26 protein-coding genes and 2 riboswitches are annotated in these 22,568 nt (G+C 43.4%); of the genes, 22 read left to right on the top strand and 4 right to left on the bottom strand.

Annotation, left to right across the window (positions count from 1 at the left end):
* From QZ998_RS15315 to trxA, 10 genes are all read left to right on the top strand, one after another.
* The coding region (locus QZ998_RS15315; RefSeq protein ID WP_296561711.1) for an ABC transporter ATP-binding protein at window positions 1-1,330 on the top strand (1,330 nt) is incomplete at its 5' end.
* Window positions 1,331-1,427: 97 nt separating this feature from the next.
* A complete protein-coding gene (locus QZ998_RS15310) occupies window positions 1,428-1,637 on the top strand; it encodes a DUF5320 domain-containing protein (RefSeq protein WP_296561710.1) in 210 nt (69 codons plus the stop codon).
* A 24-nt stretch (window positions 1,638-1,661) separates the two neighbouring features.
* The gene (locus QZ998_RS15305) at window positions 1,662-2,483 is read left to right on the top strand and encodes an MBL fold metallo-hydrolase (protein WP_296561709.1); all 822 of its coding nucleotides are present in this window, start codon (window positions 1,662-1,664) and stop codon (window positions 2,481-2,483) included.
* A 23-nt stretch (window positions 2,484-2,506) separates the two neighbouring features.
* Window positions 2,507-2,998 (top strand): flavin reductase family protein, encoded by a 492-nt coding sequence (locus tag QZ998_RS15300; RefSeq protein WP_296561708.1) that lies wholly within the window; start codon window positions 2,507-2,509, stop codon window positions 2,996-2,998.
* Window positions 2,999-3,152: 154 nt separating this feature from the next.
* A riboswitch (cobalamin riboswitch) is annotated at window positions 3,153-3,331 on the top strand.
* 147 nt (window positions 3,332-3,478) lie between these two features.
* Window positions 3,479-4,303: a class I SAM-dependent methyltransferase gene (locus tag QZ998_RS15295; protein WP_296561707.1), complete on the top strand. Its 825-nt coding sequence runs from the start codon at window positions 3,479-3,481 to the stop codon at window positions 4,301-4,303.
* Window positions 4,304-4,305: 2 nt separating this feature from the next.
* Window positions 4,306-5,397, top strand: coding sequence for an iron ABC transporter permease (locus QZ998_RS15290; protein ID WP_296561706.1), 1,092 nt, complete (start codon window positions 4,306-4,308; stop codon window positions 5,395-5,397).
* Window positions 5,394-6,146 (top strand): ABC transporter ATP-binding protein, encoded by a 753-nt coding sequence (locus QZ998_RS15285; protein WP_296561705.1) that lies wholly within the window; start codon window positions 5,394-5,396, stop codon window positions 6,144-6,146. Before QZ998_RS15290 ends, QZ998_RS15285 begins: the two co-directional genes overlap by 4 nt.
* Before the next feature lie 18 nt (window positions 6,147-6,164).
* Window positions 6,165-7,265, top strand: a complete 1,101-nt coding sequence (locus QZ998_RS15280) for an iron ABC transporter substrate-binding protein (protein ID WP_296561704.1) — start codon at window positions 6,165-6,167, stop codon at window positions 7,263-7,265.
* A gap of 342 nt (window positions 7,266-7,607) precedes the next feature.
* The gene (locus tag QZ998_RS15275) at window positions 7,608-8,462 is read left to right on the top strand and encodes a YihY/virulence factor BrkB family protein (RefSeq protein ID WP_296561703.1); all 855 of its coding nucleotides are present in this window, start codon (window positions 7,608-7,610) and stop codon (window positions 8,460-8,462) included.
* A 194-nt stretch (window positions 8,463-8,656) separates the two neighbouring features.
* Window positions 8,657-8,968 carry a thioredoxin gene (gene trxA, locus QZ998_RS15270; protein ID WP_296561702.1) on the top strand — a complete coding sequence of 104 codons (312 nt, stop codon included), beginning with the start codon at window positions 8,657-8,659 and terminating at the stop codon, window positions 8,966-8,968.
* A 126-nt stretch (window positions 8,969-9,094) separates the two neighbouring features.
* Here the strand turns inward: trxA and QZ998_RS15265 are convergent, their stop codons facing one another.
* From QZ998_RS15265 to QZ998_RS15255, 3 genes are all read right to left on the bottom strand, one after another.
* Window positions 9,095-9,844 carry a sigma-70 family RNA polymerase sigma factor gene (locus QZ998_RS15265; protein WP_296561701.1) on the bottom strand — a complete coding sequence of 250 codons (750 nt, stop codon included), beginning with the start codon at window positions 9,842-9,844 and terminating at the stop codon, window positions 9,095-9,097.
* Window positions 9,841-9,993, bottom strand: coding sequence for a hypothetical protein (locus tag QZ998_RS15260; protein WP_296561700.1), 153 nt, complete (start codon window positions 9,991-9,993; stop codon window positions 9,841-9,843). Before QZ998_RS15260 ends, QZ998_RS15265 begins: the two co-directional genes overlap by 4 nt.
* Before the next feature lie 331 nt (window positions 9,994-10,324).
* Window positions 10,325-11,131 carry a MerR family transcriptional regulator gene (locus QZ998_RS15255; RefSeq protein WP_296561699.1) on the bottom strand — a complete coding sequence of 269 codons (807 nt, stop codon included), beginning with the start codon at window positions 11,129-11,131 and terminating at the stop codon, window positions 10,325-10,327.
* 231 nt (window positions 11,132-11,362) lie between these two features.
* Between QZ998_RS15255 and QZ998_RS15250 the strand changes: the two genes are divergently transcribed.
* Window positions 11,363-12,217 carry a YihY/virulence factor BrkB family protein gene (locus QZ998_RS15250; RefSeq protein WP_296561698.1) on the top strand — a complete coding sequence of 285 codons (855 nt, stop codon included), beginning with the start codon at window positions 11,363-11,365 and terminating at the stop codon, window positions 12,215-12,217.
* 29 nt (window positions 12,218-12,246) lie between these two features.
* Here QZ998_RS15250 and QZ998_RS15245 read toward each other — a convergent pair whose 3' ends face one another.
* Window positions 12,247-12,921: a Crp/Fnr family transcriptional regulator gene (locus tag QZ998_RS15245; protein WP_296561697.1), complete on the bottom strand. Its 675-nt coding sequence runs from the start codon at window positions 12,919-12,921 to the stop codon at window positions 12,247-12,249.
* A gap of 119 nt (window positions 12,922-13,040) precedes the next feature.
* Between QZ998_RS15245 and QZ998_RS15240 the strand changes: the two genes are divergently transcribed.
* The 11 genes from QZ998_RS15240 to QZ998_RS15190 form a co-directional block, all read left to right on the top strand.
* Window positions 13,041-14,258 (top strand): GNAT family N-acetyltransferase, encoded by a 1,218-nt coding sequence (locus tag QZ998_RS15240; protein WP_296561696.1) that lies wholly within the window; start codon window positions 13,041-13,043, stop codon window positions 14,256-14,258.
* A 253-nt stretch (window positions 14,259-14,511) separates the two neighbouring features.
* Window positions 14,512-14,622: riboswitch (TPP riboswitch) on the top strand.
* A gap of 126 nt (window positions 14,623-14,748) precedes the next feature.
* Window positions 14,749-15,951 (top strand): putative hydroxymethylpyrimidine transporter CytX, encoded by a 1,203-nt coding sequence (cytX, locus tag QZ998_RS15235; protein WP_296561695.1) that lies wholly within the window; start codon window positions 14,749-14,751, stop codon window positions 15,949-15,951.
* On the top strand, window positions 15,933-16,757 hold the full coding sequence (gene thiM / locus QZ998_RS15230; protein ID WP_296561694.1) for a hydroxyethylthiazole kinase: 825 nt from the start codon (window positions 15,933-15,935) through the stop codon (window positions 16,755-16,757). The genes cytX and thiM overlap by 19 nt, the downstream gene beginning before the upstream one ends.
* Complete coding sequence (gene thiE, locus QZ998_RS15225) at window positions 16,744-17,382, top strand: thiamine phosphate synthase (protein WP_296561693.1); 639 nt, start codon at window positions 16,744-16,746, stop codon at window positions 17,380-17,382. The genes thiM and thiE overlap by 14 nt, the downstream gene beginning before the upstream one ends.
* Window positions 17,379-18,035 (top strand): HAD family phosphatase, encoded by a 657-nt coding sequence (locus QZ998_RS15220; protein ID WP_296561692.1) that lies wholly within the window; start codon window positions 17,379-17,381, stop codon window positions 18,033-18,035. The genes thiE and QZ998_RS15220 overlap by 4 nt, the downstream gene beginning before the upstream one ends.
* Entirely contained in the window at window positions 18,032-18,838 is an 807-nt protein-coding gene (gene thiD / locus QZ998_RS15215; RefSeq protein ID WP_296561691.1) for a bifunctional hydroxymethylpyrimidine kinase/phosphomethylpyrimidine kinase, read from the top strand. The genes QZ998_RS15220 and thiD overlap by 4 nt, the downstream gene beginning before the upstream one ends.
* Before the next feature lie 273 nt (window positions 18,839-19,111).
* A complete protein-coding gene (locus tag QZ998_RS15210; RefSeq protein WP_296561690.1) occupies window positions 19,112-19,549 on the top strand; it encodes a transcriptional repressor in 438 nt (145 codons plus the stop codon).
* Window positions 19,546-20,541, top strand: a complete 996-nt coding sequence (locus tag QZ998_RS15205) for a metal ABC transporter substrate-binding protein (protein ID WP_296561689.1) — start codon at window positions 19,546-19,548, stop codon at window positions 20,539-20,541. The genes QZ998_RS15210 and QZ998_RS15205 overlap by 4 nt, the downstream gene beginning before the upstream one ends.
* Window positions 20,538-21,245 carry a metal ABC transporter ATP-binding protein gene (locus QZ998_RS15200; protein WP_296561688.1) on the top strand — a complete coding sequence of 236 codons (708 nt, stop codon included), beginning with the start codon at window positions 20,538-20,540 and terminating at the stop codon, window positions 21,243-21,245. Before QZ998_RS15205 ends, QZ998_RS15200 begins: the two co-directional genes overlap by 4 nt.
* Complete coding sequence (locus QZ998_RS15195) at window positions 21,238-22,059, top strand: metal ABC transporter permease (RefSeq protein ID WP_296561687.1); 822 nt, start codon at window positions 21,238-21,240, stop codon at window positions 22,057-22,059. The genes QZ998_RS15200 and QZ998_RS15195 overlap by 8 nt, the downstream gene beginning before the upstream one ends.
* Window positions 22,060-22,119: 60 nt before the next feature.
* Window positions 22,120-22,568 (top strand): DMT family transporter (locus QZ998_RS15190; RefSeq protein WP_296561686.1); only part of this gene is annotated, 449 nt, incomplete at its 3' end.

Below are 22,568 nucleotides of genomic sequence, written 5' to 3'. Positions count from 1 at the left end.
TTCTAGTGATTTGATCCAGGTAGCCTCGGCAATCATCACCGTCCTGGGCTCCTTTTTGATGATGCTGGCGATCTCGCCCAAACTGGTGCTTGTTTTTGCTTTTACGGTACCAGCCTCAATCTTTATGTCGCGCTACCTGATTACTAGAACCCGCCCCCTGTTTAGGCGGCGATCCCGAAAATTGGGCGAGCTCAATGGCTTTGTCGAGGAAATGGTGTCGGGACAAAAAACCTTAAAAATATATGACCAGGAAGAAAATACCATTGCGAAATTCAATGTTAAGAATAAAGAAGCCGTGGAGGCCAACTATCAGGCCGAATACTACGGCAGTATGATTTTTCCTACCATTAATTTTATTAACAACCTGTCCTTGGCCTGCATCAGTGTCTTTGGCGCGCTACTATATCTGGCCGGAACGATGTCAATTGGGCAAATTTCTTCCTTTGTGCTGTACTCCCGAAAATTTTCCGGGCCGATTAATGAAATGGCCAATATCATGAATGATCTGCAATCATCGCTAGCAGCGGCTGAACGGGTCTTCGCCTTACTGAATGAACTGTCTGAGGCCAAGGATACAAAAAAGATGACCGAGCTGACCAATGTAAATGGTGATATCGTGCTTAAAAATATCCGGTTTAGCTATGATGCCAATCAGGTGATAATCAAAAACTTAAGTCTAACGGCTGAGGCGGGCAAGCTGATTGCTATCGTCGGTCCGACCGGGGCCGGGAAAACCACCATTATTAATCTGTTGATGCGCTTTTATGATACTGACGCCGGGAATATTTATGTCGATGGTAATGAGGTCCAGGAACTGACCCGGGACAGTCTGAGAAAATCCTTTGCTATGGTGCTTCAAGATACCTGGATTTTTCATGGTACGATTTATGAAAACCTGACTTATGGTAAAGAGAATGCCACAATGGCCGAGGTGGTGCAGGCGGCCAAAGCTGCCCGCATTCATTCGTTTATTGAGCATCTGCCCCATGGCTATGAAACTATTTTGAGTGATGAAGGAACCAATATTTCCAAGGGCCAGAAGCAGCTCTTGACGATTGCTCGGGCGATGTTGTTAAATGCCAAAATGCTGATCCTCGATGAGGCCACTTCCAACGTCGATACTCGCACCGAGAAAAAGATCCAGGAGGCCATGCGTCATCTGATGAAAGATAAAACCTGTTTTGTCATTGCTCATCGGTTGTCAACGATCCAGAATGCTGACTTGATTCTGGTAGTGGATCAGGGTGATGTGGTGGAACAGGGAACCCACGAAGAACTGATGGCGAAGGGCGGCAGTTATTGGCAGATGTATCAGGCGCAGTTTGAATGAGTTGCTCAGAAATCAAAATAGTTATTGACATATGTTTGAAAAAACATATAATAATAGTATAAGTAACATATATTAATAATATCAAGGAGGCTTTAAAATGCCAGGAAGAGATCGAACCGGACCACATGGTCGGGGTTCCGGCAGTGGAAAAGGGTTAGGACGATGTTCGGGAATAAACGCATATGGGTTTGGAAAAGGCTGTGGCTGCGGACGAAGTAAGAAGAAAGTGATTAACAAAAACGCACCGGTGACGGATCAGGCAGACTTAGAAACGGCTGAGGATCAGACAGCAGCAAACAAAAGCTAAAAATAAAGGGCTGAGGGTGGCTAAATGAAAATTGTAACATTGGCTGAAAACACATCAGTATCAGAAGAATTCAGAAGCGAACATGGATTGAGCCTTTACATTGAAACCGAAACCCATAAACTGTTATTTGATGTCGGGGCCAGCAGTTTGTTTGCCGAAAATGCCGAAAAACTGGGGGTTGACCTTTCAGAAGTGGATACCCTGATCATCAGCCATGGCCATTATGATCATGGCGGCGGTTTAAAAACATTTATGGAGATCAATGACAAGGCGGCTATCTATCTCAATGGTCAAGCATTTGAAAATCATTTTTCTAAACGTGCAAATGGTCAGGCTTATATTGGCTTGGATCAGGAACTGTTTTGCAACCCGCGCTTTATCTTTTTGGCGAATGATTTCGTGATTGATGATGAATTATGTATTTTTGCAAATGTTCAGGGTCAACGCTGCCGCTCCACCGCCAACGCTGACCTGCTGATGGAAAAAGATGGGCAACTGATGGCAGATGATTTTTGTCATGAACAGAACCTGATCATCCGCGAAAAAAATCAGCTGGTGTTGGTGGCAGGCTGTGCCCATCGGGGCATTGTCAATATTCTTGATCATATGGCGATAAACTACGATCTGCAGCCGACGGTTGTCATTGGCGGCTTTCATCTTTATAATCGCTCCCAAAAAAAACCGGAGGCAAAAGAATTGATTGAGGAAATTGGCAACGCCCTTAAAAAGACAGAGGCAGTTTATTACACCTGCCATTGTACTGGGAAAGAGCCCTATCAAATTCTAAGAACGATGCTGGGAGAACAGGTCAACTATCTGGCTACCGGCAGTCGAGTTAGTCTTTAAAAGTAAAAAAACGAGGAGAATTTATGAGTAAAGCAAAAGGAAATATGAAGTCGTGTTTGAATCCAATGGCCAAGGTGTTGGTATCCTGTCGGGGCTTAAATGGCGAAAACAATGCCCTGGCGGTTGGCTATTGCGGAAACTGCAGTTATGATCCGCCGATGGTTATGGTCGGGATTGTCCCCTCCCGGTATTCGTATCATTTGATCAAAGAATCCGGTTGTTTTGTGGTGAATCTAGTTGATCAGGCCTATGAAGAAACCTTTAAATATCTGGGCAGTCACAGCAAACGGGACGAGGATAAGCTGGCCGTGATGAAGGTCAATCTAGAAGAAGCTAAATTTGTCAATGCTCCAATTTTATCGGATTGCCCGGTTAATATTGAATGCACGATTGTAGACTCCATTGTCACCGGTTCGCATGAAATGTTTGTCGGAAAAATTGAATATGTTCACGCCGATTCAAAAATGGTCAGCGACGATGGTTGTATTGATTTTTCACAAATAAAGTTCTTATAAACAGATCAGGATATAGCGTTTTGTAGTTGACATCAAAGAATTATAATGGTATTATGTCAAAAAAATAAAAAGTGTTTGATGACACGAATAAAATTTAAATTAGGTTTTAGTTTGGCATAACGAATTTATCTAAATGCGGACTATAATCGACATCAAAAAGTGAATAATTCAAGGTGCCGATCATAACGATCGGAGAATAGGGAAGCTTAAAAAGCACGGACCCACCACTGTGAACAGGGACGAATTCTTAATAAACCACTGGGCTAAAGCCTGGGAAGGTGAGAATAGGATGAACTGTTAGTCAGGAGACCTGCCTTGATATAGAGATAATACCAGGGGACGATTGGTAGCTTGATTTGGAATACCTTGAGATGGGAAGGGTTTCTTTTATTTATAAAAGAAGCTCTTTTTTTTATGTGTTCAAAGTGGGCAATTAAAAAATAGGTTAGTAAAAATTATAAAACAAAAAAAGGAGAAGTGATGAACTTTGAGGAAAAATGGATTGATAGTAAGAAAAAGACGGATTTAAATGAGAGCAAGCAATTTTGGGACGATCGGGCATCGGAATTTAATGAAATTGGGAAGAGGGAAATGGTTGACGATCCGGTGCTGCTGCTTTTAAAAAGCAAGGGAGCCATTTTTCCGGGAGCCAGAGTGCTTGACATCGGCTGCGGTGCTGGTCGCTATTCCAAAGAATTCCTAAGAATCGGTTGTGAGGTCGTGGGAATTGATATTTCGCCCAATATGATCGATTTTACCAAGGAGAACACCGCTAGTTTAAATGTCGATCATTTTACCTTCAAGGTACTGCCCTGGGAGACAGCGGATCTGGCTGCCGAAGGATGGGAAGGCTATTTTGATCTGGTTTTTGCTTCCATGAGCCCAGCCATTAGTGGCCCGGAAGAATTAAGAAAAATGAATCAGGCCTCTAAAGGCTATTGTTTTATGAGTGGACACCTGATCAAAGAAGATAAAATTGGAAATGAATTACGAGTGGCTCTGCATAAAGAAAACCGCGCCGCAGATTACCGGAACACCTTATATTATGCCTTTAATATTCTCTGGGATATGGGCTATTTTGCGGAGTTTAGACACAGCGAGAATCAGCGGGAAAGTGTTTGGGAACTGGAGAAAGCTGCCAATTATTATACCCATATGTTAAGAGCTACCGATGAGCAAACCAAACAGGCGATTCGCGAGTATCTTAAGAAGAAAAGCGAAGCCGGACAGATCAAAGATGTCAACTATTCCAAAAGCGGTCAATTGTTGTGGTCGGTTCAGGCTGATCAAATAAACGGGAGATAAAGATGCTAAAAAAACCAAGTGCTGTGATTGAGGTGGAGGGCGACAGCCTCGAATTATACCAGAAATTTACCAGTAAAAAAATCATGCTGATTCTCATTCTTTGCACTTTGTTGCTGGTGGTAGCGATTTTTGCGATGAATAGCGGAGCCATCGAACTGGACCCCACCGACATTATCAAAACCCTGATGCGTATCGGCACCGAAATTTCCAGTGTAGTGGTATGGCGGATTCGTTTGCCTCGAGTTCTGGCCGCGGTCATTGCCGGCGCTGGTTTGGCGGTGGCCGGATGTGTGATGCAAAATAACTTAAGAAATCCGTTGGCATCGCCCTCTACCTTGGGAATTTCCAGTGCGGCCGCCTTTGGTGCCAACATTGCTATTATTGTATTGGGTGCTGGTACCATGCAAAGTTCAGCAGCTCAACCGATTATTGTCAATAACCCGTATCTGGTAACGATTTTCGCCTTTGTCTTTTCTATGGGAGCCACCATGGTGATTCTGCTGCTAGCTCGAATGCGCAGTTTTTCACCGGAATCGATCGTCTTGGCCGGGGTGGCGCTAAGCTCTCTTTTTGGAGCAGGAACCACCTTGATTCAGTATTTTGCTGAATCGGTGCAGATTGCTGCCGCTGTCTTCTGGACTTTTGGCGACCTCGGTCGGGCTGGCTGGACGGAGGTTTATATTTTGGCTGTAGTGGTGGGTCTTTCGATGATCTACTTTATGATGAAGCGTTGGGATTATAATGCCCTTGATACGGGTGCCGATGCCGCTAAAAGCCTGGGGGTTAATGTCGAGCAAACCCGGTTTGGCGGGATGCTGGTGTCATCGATGATTACCGCAGTGACGGTGTCATTTCTTGGTGTGATCGGGTTTATTGGTTTGGTGGCTCCACAGATGGTGCGACGCTTAATCGGCGGGGATCATCGCTTTCTGATTCCCATTTCTGCCCTAATGGGGGCACTTTTATTGTTGGTCTCGGATACCTTTGCCCGAACCATTATTTCCCCCATTATACTGCCGGTGGGAGCAGTGACATCGTTTCTGGGAGCACCGCTGTTTTTGTATCTCTTACTTAAAGGAGGTAAACGTCATTGAATTTACAAGTTGAAGGATTGGCTTTTGACTATCCCTGTCAAAACGTCTTAAAAGGGATCTCTTTTTCGATGAAGCGAGGGCAATGTCTGGCGATACTAGGAACAAATGGAGCCGGAAAATCGACCCTGCTTAAGTGTATTAATAAAATTTTGAAGCCTCAGGGAGGGAACGTTTTAATCGATCAGGAAAATATCAAGGGCTTTAAGCAGATTGAACTGGCTCAGAAAGTAGCCTATGTTTCGCAGAGTAATCAAAGTACAACCACGACAGTTTTTGATTCGATTCTGATTGGTAGAAAACCTTATATCAAATGGGATGTAGGCAAGAAGGATCTGAATATTGTAAACGAAACCATTAAGATGTTAAATCTGGAAAAATTCGCATTGAAAAATGTCGATGAGTTAAGTGGCGGGGAATATCAGAAGGTGTTAATCGGTCGGGCACTGGCCCAGGAAACCGATGTGCTGATGCTGGATGAGCCGACTAGCAGCCTGGATCTAAAAAATCAATTGGAGGTGCTCCAACTGATCAAGGAAATTGCCAGTCTTAAAAACATCACCGCAGTGGTGACCATTCATGATCTGAATTTGGCATTGCGTTTTGCCGATCAGTATATCTTATTAAAAAACGGGGCTATCTATGCTGCCGGCGGACAGGAGGTTATTACCGAAGCAAACATAAAACAGGTATACGGGGTAGACGTATCGGTTGAACAGCTTAACAACCGTGCAGTTGTGGTTCCAATTTAAAAAACGAAGGAGAAAAGAGTGAAAAGAAAACGAATGCTTGTGTTGCTGATGACCATTTCTTTGGTCATCATGGTGGTGGGGTGTTCAGCCCAGGGGTCAAACACTTCAAAAACAGATGAAAAGATCAGTATCACTGATAGCCTGGGACGAACGGTAGAGTTTGAAAGCACACCGGAAAAAGCGGTGGCTATTGGAGCGGGGGCACTACGCTTGTATGCTTATGTGGCCGATACCGAAAAATTGGTTGGGGTTGAAGAAATCGAAAAAAGTGATAGTGCTGGTAGACCCTATGCTATCGCAAATCCGCAGTTTGCTGATTTACCAACCATTGGCGCCGGTGGTCCAAATAATGCACCAGATCCGGAACAATTACTTAAGGTTGAACCCGATGTAATCTTTACCACCTATGCTGGCGATGCTGCGGCAGCCGATGAGTTGCAGTCCAAAACTGGTATTCCAGTGGTAGCATTAAGTTATGGAACTGAAGGTGTTTTTGGAGATGCCATTTATTCATCGATGGAAAAAATTGGTGAAGTAATGGGTGATACCAAAAAATCAACAGCAGCTGTGGCTTATCTTAAAGAGTGTCAAGCAGACTTGAATAAACGAACCGAGGGGGTTGATCAGGCTGCCAAAGCAACTACTTATGTAGGCGGTTTGGGCTCAAAAGGTGCCCAGGGAATTGTCAGTACCCAGGGTAACTATTCATTATTTAACGCAATCAATGCAGTAAACGTCGTTGATGAAACCGGAAAAAACGGGGGTTTGATGATTGACAAGGAACAATTGATCAAATGGAACCCTACGGTTATTTTCCTTGATCATGGCGGTTTGGTTAAGGTGAAAGAAGATATGATGGCTAACCCAGATTACTATGCTGCCCTGGAAGCTTTTAAAACAGACCAGGTTTATATGATATTACCATACAATTCCTATACTACCAATTTAGACACAGCAATAGCAGATGCTTATTATATGGGAACAGTCTTGTATCCAGAAAAATTTAATGATGTTGACCCAGCTAAAAAAGCCGATGAAATATATGAAACCCTGCTGGGAACCAAGGTCTATGACCAGATGGTAAAAGATTTTGGTGCCTATGGAAAAATACCAAAGTAAATTTTTAGAAAACGGCCGGAATGATCAAGTGTTGACTTGATCATTCCGGCCATCGTGTTATAATAACAGCATAAGATAAAACACAGTTCTGGTTGGTAGTCCAGACGCAGGATCATCCTGTCAGTAACCTGCCTCCTAAGGTTGTCCGTTCTTTGTCACTATTTTTAGGAGGAACGCCATATGGACAAAGTAATAGTTAAATTGACGGCTTTTTTTGACGCCCCTTTTGGGTTGGTGTCTTTGAAAGATCAGCCGGTGAGATGCTAAAAGCAGCCAATGATAGCATCAAATAAAAAAGAAAAAACAAAATTTAAAGGACGATCATTTTTAGGAGGTGGTTCGATGAAGAAAGATAACCTCATTAAACTGTTTAAAGATCTCTATGTCAGATTTTTAAACGATGATCTAATCTCCGTGGGCGCACAAATATCTTATTTTTTGCTCCTATCGATTGCTCCGTTTTTGATCTTTTTAATCACCCTGATTACGTTTATTCCACTGGGGGATTTTCAAAGCCAGTTTGAGCCTCTTTATGCGATAATGCCCACAGAGGTGTACGAGATTCTCAGTTCGATCTTTGATCAGACTGTTAAAAACAGAAGCAGTGCTTTACTGGTCTTTGGGATTTTATTCGGATTATGGTCAGCCAGCACTGGAGTCAGCTATCTCATGCGTGGTGTCAACAAAGCCTATGACCAGGAAGAAACAAGGCCTTTCTGGAAGAAAAGTCTGGTGTCATTAGTGATTACGCTTGAACTGAGCACGGTGATCATTGCTTCGATGATCCTGATTGTATTAGGCGGCATTCTGGGTTCAAAGGTTTTTGGCTTTTTTGGCGTTTCGGAAACATTTTTAATGATTTGGGGTTATCTTAGATTTGTCATTGCCATATTCGCAATTATGATTGTTTTTATATCCCTCTATTATAATGCCCCAAGCTGTCGATTAACGCTTAAAGAGGTGCTTCCTGGTACGATTACGGCCTCTTTCTGCTGGATCATCGTATCGATGGCATTTTCATTTTATGCTGACAATCTGGGCAACTACGCGGCGGTTTATGGTAGCCTTGGTAGCGTAATTGCCTTACTTACCTGGATCTATTTGAGCAGTATCATATTTTTGCTGGGTGCTGAAATCAATGCGTCGCTAAAGTTCAGAAAAGAAGGCATTGAAAAAACAGTGTTTAAAATTTTTTAGAGTGGCAGTAGAAAGAAAATAGCAATTTGAACTGCGACAGTAAAAGAAAAAAGAAATATCAGGGAAATAGTCACGAAATTCCGTAGTTAAACAACTTTAATAAAATTTGCGAATTGTGTGATCAAGTTACGGAGTTTTAATCAGTAATGGTTATAATAAAAGTATACAAATTAACGATTAAGGAGATTATAGATATGAGTGCAGTAACAATTACAAAAGAAAATTTTCAACAAGAAGTGATTAATTCAGACAAACCGGTATTATTAGACTTTTGGGCACCATGGTGTGGTCCCTGTAAAATGGTATCGCCGATCATCGACGAAATTTCTGATGAAGTATTCACCTTAAAGGTCGGAAAAATTAACGTCGATGAACAACAGGAATTAGCCGCTGAATTCAAGGTCATGAGCATCCCGACATTGGCAGTAGTCAAAGGTGGCGTGGTAGTGAAAAAATCAGTGGGAGCAAAATCCAAGGCAGATATTTTAGATTTAGTAGCAGAATAGCTACAACAAAGAGCAACAGCCTTCGCTGTTGCTCTTTAATTATAAATGAAGAAAAACAAGCAGCAGATTATCGAAACACTTATGTTATAGCAGCGCGATACCATTGATATGTTATATTCCGGTACTTTAAAAAGCGGTCTTGATTTTCTGTTTGATGGTATTTTCCAGTCGTGAGACGGTCATTTGAGATCGCTCTAAAAATAGGGCAACTTCCTTTTGGGTTTTCTGTCTCAAAAACCGTTGTTCAATGACGATTTTTTCCACGGGTGTAAAAGCCTCACTGATTCTCTGGATGGCATCGATATTCTCGACATGTTCCAAATCATCGTCGGTCGTACCCAATAAATCCATCAGAGAGAGATTATCATCATTACTGGTATCCAGTTCAACGTTGAGCGACATCGGATAATGAGCATGATTACTCTCCATCGCAGCGATGATGTTTTCTTCGGAAACGTCCAAATAATCGGAGATTTCAGATATCGTCGGTGAACGCATATTTTTTTGCTCAAGCAGAACTTGCGTTTGATTCACTTTGTGGTTCAACTCCTGAATTTTTCTTGGAATACGAATCAGCGTTTCTTTATCGCGATAATAGCGTTTAATTTCGCCCAGGATGGTCGGCGTAGCAAAGGTTTCGAACGTAAAGCCGCGATCTGGATCAAAGCGATCCACTGCATACATTAAACCGATGCAGGCTACCTGAAAAACATCTTCATTATCGCCGTTTTTATACCTGTATTTTTGTGAAAGAATTTTAGCGAGGTAGAGATAAGTTTCAACTAAATGATTCCTTATCTCAGAAGACCGTTTTTTTTCATATACTACAAATAATGCCAGGGCACTTTCTTTACTAAGGTTAGATTTATATATCATTTATTCTGGCGGCATTTGACTGTTGCAAACGTGAAACTTGCGCTATTTTGACTAGCAATTTTATTCGCTGTCGATATCCTTAAAATATCCCATTCGGAATAAGGTGAATACCCCTTGATTTTTAAGACAATCCATTTAATTCCAGCCACTTTGTTCTCCTTTTATCATGTTTTTAATCAAAAAAACAAATTTAATAAAGTAGGGTATAAAACCGGACGGAGGTAAAATGAATAACATTTATTATCCCGCTTGGCAATGTTATATGTTTAACTGCATCAGTGTTATGTTCTTATTTTACAACATCAAGTGACTTGAGAGTCAAGTTGTAATTATATTAATTAAGAAAACTATTAAGATTAAGACGACTGAAAAAGCTAGGTCTTCCACAAAAAAATGTAATGCCAATAAAAAAAGACGGTTCGAATTTTAGAAAAAAATTCGAATCATCTTTTTTAAATTACTCAATGCGTTTGAATGTTCTTAATCCTCTATCGGTAGCCAGACACAGTGGGCACTTTGGCGGTTTTCTTTTTCCAGGTGAATGTTGAATACCATCAGGAAGGCATCATCTGCCAGTTTCAATCCTTGGGAATTAATATAGTCCAAAGCTTCTGATAGGTTGGCAGAAGAAAAAATGATATCTGAACTTGCCGGTAAGGTCGTATAAACTGAACGCCGGGGTGGGCAGTATCTGACATTATCATCTTCTTTGACCTTTAGAAACTGGGCAAACTTTTCATCAATACCGAGGCCGACACGAAATTCATCCCCGCCTTTTTCAAGCTCGTCTTTGGCTAAAAAAATGCATGAAAAGACAAATGGGATTTTGGTGAGCCATTCATGAGAAAGTGCTAAGGAAGTCAGAGAGTTCTTGAGTGAGTATTCATCCTGGATATTGATGGAGTAGAAACCGGGGGAATTTTCAATACGGTATCGGAAATCCATTGATTGATACTCTTGAAACATGGTCCTTATTTGGGCGCTTCTTTTTAATAGGTTCAGGTTAAGAAGAATCGCTTCTTCCAGCTCTTTTTCCCTGGCATCAAGCATCCCAGAAATATCAATTGGTTGATTGGAATTAATGATCTCGGCAGTTTCCTGCAAGGAGAAGCCCAGGCTTCGATATGATCTGGCACTAACCAAAAGATGGAGATCCCAGGTATCGTAATACCGATAAGTCGAGCCTTTGCGTTTTTTAGGTGTTATAATTCCACATTCTTCGTAGTACCTTAACCCTTCGGTTGATATTCCCAGCATTTTGGCGATATCTCCAATTGTATATAGCATAACTCTCCACCCCTTCAATTTTGACTTAAAAGCCCCTTAAGGTTTAGTGATCTTATGGCAATATAACATTTGAAATAGGGTTTTGCAGGATTTATTTATATTAATTTAGTCTAATCAAAATGCCGCTTATTTAAAGAATTGTGATGAGTTTTTGGGTATATAACAAGTATCATCAAGATAGAAAGAAAATAATCAATGTTTGAAACGGCGATTATTTTAAGAGGAAATACCATGAAGAAAGATAATCTTATAAAACTGCTTAAAGATCTGTATGCCAGATTTACAAACGATGATCTACGCTCAGTGGGTGCGCAAATCACCTATTTTTTGCTGCTATCGATTGCCCCATTTTTGATTTTTTTAATTACCCTGATTAGCTTTATTCCATTAGGCGATTTTCAAAGCCAGATTCAGCCATTTTATACCTTAATGCCGACAGCTGCGTCCGAAATTCTTAGTGCCATTATTGAGCAGACGATTAAAAACAGGAGCGGTGCCTTACTGACCTTTGGGGTATTATTGGCACTATGGTCAGCCAGCACGGGGGTCAGCTATCTCATCCGGGGTGTCAACAGAGCCTATGACCAGGAAGAAACAAGGCCGTTCTGGAAAAAGAGTCTGGTTTCACTCGTGATTACACTTGAGCTGAGCATTGTTATCATCGCTTCAATGATCCTGATTGTTTTTGGCGGCATTTTGGGTTCAAAGGTTTTTGGCTTTTTAGGCTTTTCGGAGACATTCTTAATGATTTGGGATGTTCTGAGATTTGTCATTGCGATCTTCGCAATTATGATTGTTTTCGTATCGCTTTATTACAGCGCCCCAAGTTGTCGCTTAACCTTTAAAGAAGTGCTGCCTGGTGCAGTAGCGGCTGCGATCAGTTGGATCATCGTATCGATGGCATTCTCGTTTTATGCAGACAACCTCGGTAATTACGCAGCGGTTTATGGTAGCCTTGGTGGCGTCATTGCCTTACTTACCTGGATCTATTTAAGCAGTATCATATTTTTGCTGGGTGCCGAAATTAATGCGTCGATAAAGTTTAGAAAAGAAGGTATCCAAAAAACGACCCTCAAAATATTTTGAGCATCGTTTTGTTACAAAAAATTTAACCGCTAAATAATTTCTTTTAATTGAACCTTATCAATCACTTCAATTTTACCGCGCGAGAGGTTCACATAGCCTTCGTTTTCAAAATATTTCAGCATGCGGGAAACCACTTCCCGAGCCGATCCAACATATTTGGCCACTTGCTCATGGGTCATGACAATTGTGTTTGAACCGGTTCGGGAAACTTCATCCAATAGGAAGATGGTCAGGCGTTTATCAAAACTCATAAAGAGAATCTGTTGCATCGCCCACATCACATCCGAAAAACGATCGATCATCGATTTATAAGAAAAATTTTCGGCATAAATATTTTCGTTGCAGATCTGCGAAAAGATAGAGGACTTAAGCAGGAGTACCTCACAATCTGCTTCAGCATCAATATGAACATCAAAGGTAATATTTTCTAAGATACAAGAAGCCGATAAGATACAGATCTCATCTGACCCCAGCCGATAAAGGGTGATATCCCGGCCATCTTCTGATAAAATATAGGTGCGCAATTCGCCGCTTTTGATCAGCAATACACCAACGCAGTCATTTTCGCCGCGGTGAATGTTTTCCCCCCGTTTATAGCTTATCGGCATGGTATTCTCCAAAAGCATGGTTTTTTGATTTGGATTTAAATGATCCCAAAAGGTCAAGACCGTCTGGATAAATGTAATATCAGATTCTTTTAACATTTTTATACCTCAGTTGTAGTTTAAGTCATAGTATAGCATAATTATCTAGATTCTACTTTTAAATTTAGGGTATAAAGTGATAAGATTAAGTACAATAAACCCGAGGTAAGGAGGATGCGATGAATAAAGAAATAAAAAAAGACCTGGAACTAAGGCGGCTAGAAGCGAAAGACTTAACGCAGTTTAATGATATTCTGCGGTATGCCTTTCAGGTGACCGATGAACAGCTGTTAAAAGTGGGTTGGAAACATGATGAAATTAAGCGGTCGAAATTTCCGATTCTTGAAAAAGCGGAGGTGATCGGCTGGTTTGAAGATGGGCGGCTGGCGGCTCAGATCGCCGTTTACCCGCTGCAAGTTAATATCAGTGGCAGTATTTATCAGATGGGTTATATCACCGGCGTAGCCACTTATCCGGAATATATGGGCTTAGGTCTGATGTCCGGGCTGATGAAAAAAAGCCTCGAAACGATGTACGAACGCAAGCAGTGTATTTCTTTTTTATTCCCTTATTCACACCCACTCTATCGTTACAAGGGCTGGGAGGTCGTCTCCGATAAGATGACCTTTCATATCCGCGATCATCAGCTGCCTCGCGATATTGATGTACCGGGACGGGTCAAACGGGTCAAGGAGAATAGTCCCGATTTGATTGCTTTGCACGATACCTTTGCCAGACAAACCCATGGCTGTCTGATTCGGAATCAACTGGTCTGGGAGGAATACTGGCGCTGGGATGTCGAAGATGTTACGGTGGCCATTTACTACGGCACCGATGATCGGCCGCTGGGCTATCTGGTTTATCTGATTGAAAATGACATCTTTCGGGTCAAAGAGATGATCTATCTCAATCAGGAAGCCAGAAAGGGGCTGTGGGGCTATATTGCCGCCCATGAATCGATGATTAACGAGGTCGTTGGCAGTAATTATAACAACCATACGGTATCGTTTTTATTTGGAGATAGCGATATGAAAGAAACCATCCGACCCTATATTATGGCTCGAATTGTTGACTTTGAGGGCTTTATCGGACAATACCACTTTGCCAACACCGATTTGAATGAAACCATTACCTTTGACATTGTTGATCCGGTCTTGGATTGGAACAATCGCAGCTTTACGATTTCGTTTGCCAAGGGAAAAGCCCCAGTTCTGGTTGACTTACCATCAGAGAATCGGATCAAACTGGAAATTGGTATCTTAACTTGTATGTTGCTGGGTTATAAACGACCGACCTACCTGCAACAGATTGAACGGATCGAAGCCAGCAAAAAAACAGTTACTCTTTTGGAGACGATTATCGCCAATGAAAAGGTTTATTTCTCGGACTATATTTAAAAAACGCTAAATAAAAAAACAGCAGATCCGGATGACGCTACTGCTTTTTTATATTAGGAATGAAAAGAAAAAGAGGAGATGTTTATCTCGTGTCTATATCTTAGGCTGTGAACCTTTAGCCAAACTTTGAATTGGGTTAAGTTTAAGTTAAATTAAGATTTTCGGCTACTCGCTAAGAAGCGTTTGATAGAGAGGCGGTTTGCGATAGAATCGTGGTTGACAAAAACCAGACCTTATGATAATCTTTATCACAATTAAAGAGTTGGGGAGCTTATGCAATTAGGCTGAGAGGAAGTAAATCGCTACTTCGACCCATGCACCTGATACGGATAATGCCGGCGTAGGAAACCCATGAAAATCTACTGTGCATTCGTGTACAGTTTTTTTTGTTTAAAAACTGGGACAAGAGAGAATCGCAACAGATCAATTGATTTATTCCACAAGTGTTTTATAGGTAGGGGTGCAGTCTTAAAACGAAAGGAATAAAACGATGCAAAATGAAAACAAACTTTCAAACAGAAGTCTGAGCCTATTATGGTTTGGCGCCGCTATTTCGATTGCCGAGGTCATGACAGGAACGCTGATTGCCCCATTGGGATTTAAAGACGGGATGATGGCGATCATCATTGGTCATATTATCGGAACGCTGATTCTCTTTTTGGCCGGGGTGATTGGCTCCCAGAGCAAGCTGGCATCGATTGAATCCTCGCGGATTTCATTCGGAAAATACGGCTCCTATTTTTTTTCAGTGATGAATATCCTGCAGCTGATCGGCTGGACGGCAGTGATGGTGATTACCGCTTCAAGAGCGATCGATGGGGTAACCCTCAAGCTGTTTGACTATCAAAATACGATACTGTGGTGCATTTTAATCGGAGCGGTGATCTCCGGTTGGGTACTGGCCGGATTTAGAAACATGGAAAAACTCAATTTTGTGGCAGTCGGGCTGCTCTTTGTTGGTTCGGTTATTCTCAGCTTCCAGATCTTTGGCGGAGCAGCTAGTAGTACTGCCATTGAAGGAACCATGACCTTTGGTGGTGCTGTCGAGCTGAGTGCCATTATGCCGATCTCCTGGCTGCCACTGATTGCTGACTACACCCGTTTTTCGCAAAAGAAAAAATCAGGGGCGCTGATCAGTTCGATCAGTTACTTTGCCGGCAGCTGCTGGATGTATATTATTGGCTTGGGTGCCGCCCTATATGTTGGGGTCACCGATATCTTTGTGCTGCTGGCGGCCATCGGTCTGGGGGTAGTGGCCTTAATGATCATCGTCTTTTCGACAGCGACGACGGCTTTTCTGGATGTTTATTCGGCCGGGATCAGCTTTATGAATATCACCGCAAAGGTCAAAGAGAAAACGGTGGTTCTGGCAACCTGTGTGATTGGCGTTATTCTGGCGATCATCACCCCGGTCGAGCAGTATCAGGGCTTTCTGTATCTAATCGGCTCGGTTTTTGTACCGCTCTTTGCCATTTTGCTGACCGATTATTTTATCTTTAAAAGGATTCATGCTGATAAAAACAAATTAATTGATATCAAGAATGCCGTGATCTGGATTGCGGGGGTGTTTATTTATCGCTACCTGATGGGATTTGACTTTAATATCGGGGTCACCCTGCCAGCAATGGTTTTGATTAGCATCTTATGCATCACAGTAGAGAAAGTGAGGGTATTATGTTTAAAAAAATCTTAGAAAATGTTAGTAATTGCCCACCGCTGGTTCATTCCATCACCAATTATGTAACGGTCAACGACTGTGCCAATATTATGCTGGCCTGTGGCGGGGCACCGATTATGGCCGATGATATTAATGAGGTGGAAGAAATTATTTCCATTTGCAATGCCCTGGTCATCAATATCGGAACCCTCAATGAGCGGACGGTCGCGGCGATGATTAAGGCTGGCAAAAAAGCTAATCGTCTGGGTCGGCCAGTGATTTTGGATCCGGTCGGTGCCGGTGCTTCTACGTTACGGACCAGCACCGTTTTTAAGCTGCTAGAAGAAGTCCAGTTTAGCGTTATCCGGGGCAATGTTTCGGAAATTAAGACCATCGATCAGGGCAGTGGCACCACCAAAGGAGTCGATGCTGATATCAGCGATGCGGTGAACACAGACAATCTCGATCAGATGATCGCTTTTGCCAAGGCTCTCAGTGAGAAAACTGGCGCCGTCATTGCCATGACTGGTGCCATCGACATTGTCGCTGACAGCCAGAAGGCGCTGGTGATTCGCAACGGACACCCGATGATGTCGCTGATTACGGGCACTGGCTGCATGCTCACCGCAGTTATTGGCTCTTATTGCGGAGCCAATCCCGACCACTTGCTACTGGCCACCGCCGCGGCGGTAAGTTGTATCGGCTTGTGCGGGGAGTTGGCTTTTGAAAAGGTTCAGACCAATCAGGCTGGAACGGCATCCTTTCGCACCTACCTGATCGATGCGGTGAGCTTGATGAATGCCCAAACACTAGAAGGAGGGATCAAGCTTGAAACTCGATAAGCAGTCAATGCGACTTTACGCGGTAACTGATCGCAGTTGGCTGGGTGACCGAACTTTGGCCGATCAGGTTGAAGAAAGCTTAAAGGGGGGCGCCACCTTTATCCAGCTGCGAGAAAAAAATCTCGATTTTGATAGCTTTGTGAAGGAAGCCCGGGCCATAAAAAAACTGACCGATGCCTACAATATTCCCTTTGTTATTAATGACGCCGTGGATGTCGCGCTGGCCGTCGATGCTGACGGGGTTCACGTCGGTCAGGATGATCTCGATGCCGGGGAGCTAAGAAAGCTGCTTGGTGATAAAATCATCGGGGTTTCGGCAGATACGGTGGAACTGGCACTAAAGGCCGAAGCCGACGGTGCTGATTATATCGGGGTGGGAGCCATCTATGCCACGGCCACAAAAACCGACGCCGAGGTGGTGACCTTTGAAACCATCACCGCAATCTGTCAGGCGGTGACCATTCCGGTAGTGGCCATTGGTGGTCTCAACGAAAGCAATATTCTTAGCTTAACAGGAACCGGTGTGGACGGGGTCGCACTGGTGTCGGCGATCTTTTCTAAGCAAGATATCATCAGTGCAACTCAAGCGCTGCGAAGCCTTTCTGAAGCGATGACAAGGCCATGAACCATCCAGAGTTGAATGTTTCGGGAATGATCTTTGATCTCGATGGCACATTAATTGATTCGATGCCGGCCTGGCAAAATATCGGCAGCGCGTTCTTAAAAAAGCATGATATCAATCCCCCCGATGATTTAAACGTGATTATTAAAACGATGAGCTTTGCCGAATCGGCCCGCTATTTTATTGAGGTTTACGGGGTGAAAATGACCGAAGAGCAGGTGGGGGATCAAATCAATGACATGATCCGGGAAAACTACGCCAAACACATTTCTTTAAAACCCTTTGTTAAGGAAAGCCTGGATCAGTTTTTAAAACAGGGCATAAAAATGGCGATCCTCACCGCCACCCATAAGTCGCTGACCGAATTGGTGTTAGACCGATATGGCTTGTTGGATCATTTTGAATTTATCCTCACCTCCGGGATGGCTGGTTTGCCTAAAAGTCAGCCGGAGATTTATTACCTGGCAATTGAAAAGCTGGAATTGCCAGCCCAGCAAATCGCTATTTTTGAAGATGCCCTATACTGCATTCAAGCGGCCAGAAAGACCGGTTGCCAGCTTGTCGGGGTCTTTGATGAGTCCTCAAAAGAAGACTGGGAAGCGATTAAAAACAGTTCGAATTGTACGATTATCAGTTTTAAGGAGTTGCTAGGATGAAAAAAGTCTTATCGATAGCTGGGTCGGATTGTAGCGGTGGAGCAGGCATCCAGGCCGATATCAAAACCATGATCGCCCATGGCAGCTATGGGATGTCGGTGATCACCGTCTTAACGGCGCAAAACACCACCGGGGTATATGGGATTGCGGAGCTGGAGAGCAGCTTTGTCGAAAATCAGATCGATTGTGTCTTTACCGATATTTTTCCCGATGCGGTTAAAATCGGTATGGTCTACAGCGCTGAGATTATCAGCAGTATTGCCAACCAGCTTAAACAACACCAGGCTAAAAATATTGTCTTGGATCCGGTGATGGTGGCCACCAGCGGTGGCAGACTGTTGAGTGACGACAGCATTGAAGCTTTAAAAACCGAGCTGATGCCGCTGGCCGATTTGATCACCCCCAATATTCCCGAGGCCGAATGTCTGTGTGGATTTGGTATTCATTCGCGGCTGGATATGGTCAGAGCGGCTAAAAAAATCGCCGCAAGCTATGCCGGGAGCATTCTGATTAAGGGTGGTCATCTGTTTGAAAGCGCTGATGATTTTTTGCTGATTCAAGATCAAACCGGCAGTGAAGAAGTTTGGTTTCCCGGCGTAAAAATTGACAATCCCAATACTCATGGCACAGGCTGCACCCTGTCCTCGGCGATTGCCTGTAATCTTGCTGCCGGAGACAAGCTAAAAGTAGCGGTAAAAAAGGCCAAGGCTTACGTGTCCGGGGCATTGTCTGCCAATCTGGATCTGGGAAAAGGTAGCGGGCCGCTGGATCATGGCTTTGAACTAACCAGGGGAAGTAAATAAACATTAGACGAGTTAGAAAAAAGCCAATTGTTTGCCTACGGACTAAAATATCAGGCTGAACAATTGGCTTTTTATAGTTGTGGCCATTCTTTTTTTAGTGCTTTTTTAACAAAAATCCGGAATAGCGTTTTATCTAACAGAACAAATAGGGACAGCCTTATTTGCGAAACAGTAAAAGTTCAATATGAAAATGATGTTCAAATTGCTTTGACAGCGCAATCATTTTGATGTAATATGAAAATGATTTTCAAATTCATTTTTGTGGGGTGAAAAATGGGAAAACCCGTTTCTTATAAAACAAAACAACAGGATACCATTCTGAAATATTTAATTTCCAAAAAGAATCAGCATATTACCGTCAATATGATTGCTGAATTCTTAGAAAAGCAGGGGACACCGGTGGGAGTGACCACCATTTATCGGCATCTCGATAAGCTGGTGGAACAGGGTGAGTTGCAGAAATACATCATCGATGGGGTCAGTAGTGCCTGCTTTCAGTATATTGGCGATGAAGCCCATTGCCAGGAACATTTTCATCTGAAATGCGAAAATTGCGGAACCCTGATTCATCTGGAATGCAGCTACTTAAAAGAGCTTAACAGTCATGTATTGAACCGCCACGGATTTGACATTAACACATTCAAAACAGTTTTTTATGGATTATGTAATAGCTGTTCAGATAAAAAAAATCATACGGAGGCATTAAGATGAAGAAAATGATGGTTGTTTTAGTTTCACTGCTGATTCTGGTGGTAGGTGTAACAGGATGTGCACAAAATACGGCAGCAAAAAATTCAGATAGCGCGCAAAAAATCACGATTGTCACCACAATTTTTCCGATATATGATTTTGCCAGAGCCATTGCTGGCGATCAGGCTGAGCTGACGATGCTGGTAAAACCTGGGGCTGAAGTGCATGCTTATGATCCCTCCCCGGCAGATATGATTAAAATCCAGGAGGCTGATGTATTTATCTACATTGGCGGCGAAAACGATGCCTGGGTTGGCACGATTCTGGATTCCATCGACGTCAGTGGTATGAAAATTATTAGACTGATGGATGCGGTAAAGCCGGTTGAAGAAGAAACAGTAGCAGGAATGCAAGCCCAAGCAGAGACGGGAGAAGGTTCTCATGCGGATGATCAAGACGAATCAGCTGAGGAAGAAATTGAGTATGACCAACATATCTGGACCGCACCCCACAATGCCATCTTGATGGTCAATGAAATAGCCGCGGTTCTGGCCGAAGCGGATGTCAAAAATGCGGATATCTATGCTAAAAATGCGAGCGATTATACCGCTCAGATCGAGATCGTGGACGAGGAAATCGCTGCGATTGTAGCATCATCTCCGAATAAGCTGCTTGTTTTTGGGGATCGTTTTCCGTTTCGCTACCTGTTTGATCAATTTGGTCTGGAATATCAGGCGGCCTTTCCGGGATGTAGTAGCGAAACAGAGGCCAGTGCCGGAACCTTGGCCTATCTGATTAATACCATTAAGGAAAAAAACATCCAATATGTTTATTACCTTGAGCTCAGTAATCAGAATATTGCCAAAGCCATCAGTGAACAAACTGGAGCCCAGCTACTCCTGCTTCATTCTGGCCATAATGTGACAAAGGACGATTTCGATGCCGGCGTAACCTATGTTACAATTATGCAGCAAAATGCCGAAAGTCTCCGAAAGGGGCTGACCAAGCAATGAAGTTAATTTCCTGTGAAGGGGTCACAATCGGGTATGATGGACAAGAGGCGGTAACCAAGGTGAGTTTTGATCTGGAGCAGGGTGACTACCTTTGTATAGTGGGCGAAAATGGATCCGGAAAAAGCACCCTGGTGAAGGGTCTTCTAGGACTGATCAAACCCCAGGCAGGAAGCATTAGCTTTAACGGCATCCGCCAAAATGAAATTGGCTATCTACCCCAGCAGACGATGATTCAGCGGGATTTTCCGGCGAGTGTCACCGAGGTGGTGATCTCCGGCTGTCTCAACCGTCGGGGACTGTTGCCCTTTTACTCCCGCGCGGAAAAGAATCGGGCTGCTGAAAAGATCAAGCAGCTGAGTATCACTGACATCAAAAAGAAATCTTATCAGGACTTATCAGGCGGGCAGCAGCAGCGGGTGCTGTTAGCTCGAGCGCTTTGTGCCACTGAAAAACTGCTACTGATGGATGAGCCGGTTTCAGGTCTGGATCCGCTGATGACAGCGGACTTGTATCAACTGGTAGCAAAACTCAACCAAACCCAGGGCATGACAGTCCTGATGGTTTCTCATGATCTTGAAAGTGCCATCAAATACAGTAATAAAATACTCCATTTAAAAACCGAAACGTCCTTTTTTGGTTCAACAGCAGACTATCTAAAAACCGAAATGTGTCGGCGAATGAGGGGGGAGCGAAGCGATGATTGAGCTACTGACCCAGTTATTGTCCTACGGCTTTGTTGTGAGAGCCCTGATTGTGGGTGGGTTGGTATCCCTGTGTGCCGCTCTTTTGGGTGTGAGCCTGGTGTTAAAGCGTTATTCGATGATTGGCGACGGCTTGTCCCATGTGGGGTTTGGGGCGCTGGCGCTGGCGTTGGCTTTAAATCTGTCGCCGTTGGAGGTGGCGATACCGGTGGTCGCGGCGGCCGCCTTTGTGCTGTTGCGCATTAGCGAGAGCAGCCGGATCAAAGGGGATGCTGCCATTGCGCTGATTTCTAGCAGTGCGCTGGCTATTGGGGTGATGATTATTTCCTACACATCAGGGATGAATGCTGATACCAGCAATTACATGTTTGGGAGTATCCTGGCGATGAGTGAAAGCGACGTGATTCTCAGTGTTGGGGTTTCGATTATCGTGATTTTGCTGTATGTGCTGTTTTACAATAAAATTTTTGCGGTCACCTTTGATGAAAATTTTTCCCGGGCAACCGGAACAAGCGCAAGTCGCTACAATACCTTGATTGCGCTTTTAACGGCAATGACGATTGTTGTGGGGATGCGGATGATGGGAGCACTGCTGATTTCCAGCCTGATTATTTTTCCGGCGTTAACGTCGATGCGCGTGTTTAAAACCTTTAAACAGGTGGTTATCAGTTCGGCAATTTTATCGGTGGTTTGCTTTGTGGCGGGAATTGTTTTGTCTTTTATTTTCTCATTTCCCACCGGAGCCAGCGTGGTCGTCATCAACCTATTGATGTTTATCCTTTTTTCAGTTATCAGGCTGGTCAAAAATAAAATTTAAACACGAATTATTATGTTAGAATAAGCAAAACAACGATAAGCTCAGCGGAGGTAGCAACAGATGAAAAATAACAGGTCAGTGGTGTATGCAATCTTGGCAGCGCTGCTATTTGGAATTAATGCGCCCTTTTCAAAACTGCTGCTTGAAGAAATTGAGCCGCTGTTTTTGGCAGCACTTTTGTATCTGGGGGCAGGAATCGGGATGACCATCCTGACAGTTTTAAATAAAAAACGTCGACTGGCATCTAAAGAAGCCAGACTCACAAAAAAAGAACTGCCGTGGGTTATTTTAATGATTTTGCTGGATATTGCCGCGCCGATTTTTTTATTGCTCGGGATCAGCCTGACCAACTCCAGTACGGCTGCCCTGCTAGGTAATTTTGAGATTGCGGCAACCGCAGTGATTGCGATGATTTTTTTTAAAGAAGCGATTGGCAGACGGATGTGGATTGCGATTGCCTTTATTTCGCTGGCCAGTATCTTGCTGACGATCACCGATGCGATAGCGCT

The sequence above is a fragment of the uncultured Acetobacterium sp. genome (assembly GCF_927416815.1).
Lineage (GTDB): Bacteria > Bacillota > Clostridia > Eubacteriales > Eubacteriaceae > Acetobacterium.
The sequence above is the reverse complement of the archived record's forward strand: the minus strand, read 5'-3'. Positions and strand labels throughout refer to the sequence as shown.